General features: G+C 78.0%; 1 protein-coding gene. It reads right to left on the reverse strand.

Annotation, left to right across the window (positions count from 1 at the left end):
- On the reverse strand, window positions 1-962 hold a 962-nt coding region (locus tag HW578_RS27015; RefSeq protein WP_198373778.1), incomplete at both ends, for a translocation/assembly module TamB domain-containing protein.

The following is a 962-nucleotide window of genomic DNA, read 5'->3' on the forward strand; positions in this document are numbered from 1 at the left end:
GCGCGTCGTCGGCGCGCGCGTCCAGGCTGGCCGTCAACGCCGCGAGCGTGCCCTGCGCCGCAAGCCGCCCTTCCAGCGCGGCGCCGGCGATGCGCGCGTCGTTGAGTTCGGCGGTGGCGTCGAATCCCTGCGCGCCGTCGCGCAGGTCGAGCGTCGCGCGCAGCCCGGCGCGCCCGGCCATGGGCGTGCCCGCCAGGGCGGAGAAGGGCGCGAGGTCGGCGACATCCAGCGCCGCGTTGCCCACGAAGGTGGCCGCGCGCGGGTCGAGCACGCCGCGCGCATCGAGCCTTGCGGGGCCGAAGGCGAAGGCCAGGCGTTCGAGGCGCAGCCTCTCGCCCTCCGGCACGCCCTGCAGGTCGAGGGTGGCCGGCAGCCCGGCATAAGTCGCGCGCAGCCTGCCCTCGGCGCGCGGGGCCGAGAGCGGCGTGGCGATGGTCAGTGCGAGGTCCGGCGCCTCGAGCACCTGCCCGTCGCGTTCCAGCCTCTCGCCGCGCGCGGTGAGCGCGATGGAGGGATCGCCGCGCGGGCCGGTCAGGCGCGCTTGCGCCTGCAACGCGCCGGCCAGGCCCGGCACCAGCGGCGCGAGGTCGGAGGCCACCACCCGCAGCGTGGCGTCGAGCGAGGTGCCGACATCGCCTTCGGCGGTGACGCGCAGCGCGGCGCCGTCGATGGCGAGGGAGTCGATGCGTTCGGGCGGCGTGGCGCGCAGGGTGAGGCGCGGGGTCTCGCCAAGTGCGGCGGCCAGCGCCGGGGTGTCGCTGCCGAAGCCCTGCACGGCAGCGTCGAGCGCGATGCGCGGCGCGGCGATGGTGCCGGCGGCGTGCGTCTCGATGGCCAGCGACGCCCAGCGCGCGGCGGGCGGGACCAGCGTGCCGAGCGTGGTGCTGGCGCCGACGCTTGCGCGCGCGGCGACGTCCAGCGTTTCCGCGGCGAGGTCGGCGCTGCCCTGCGCGGTGACCTCG

The organism is Roseomonas rosulenta (assembly GCF_016106005.1).
GTDB lineage: Bacteria > Pseudomonadota > Alphaproteobacteria > Acetobacterales > Acetobacteraceae > Neoroseomonas > Neoroseomonas rosulenta.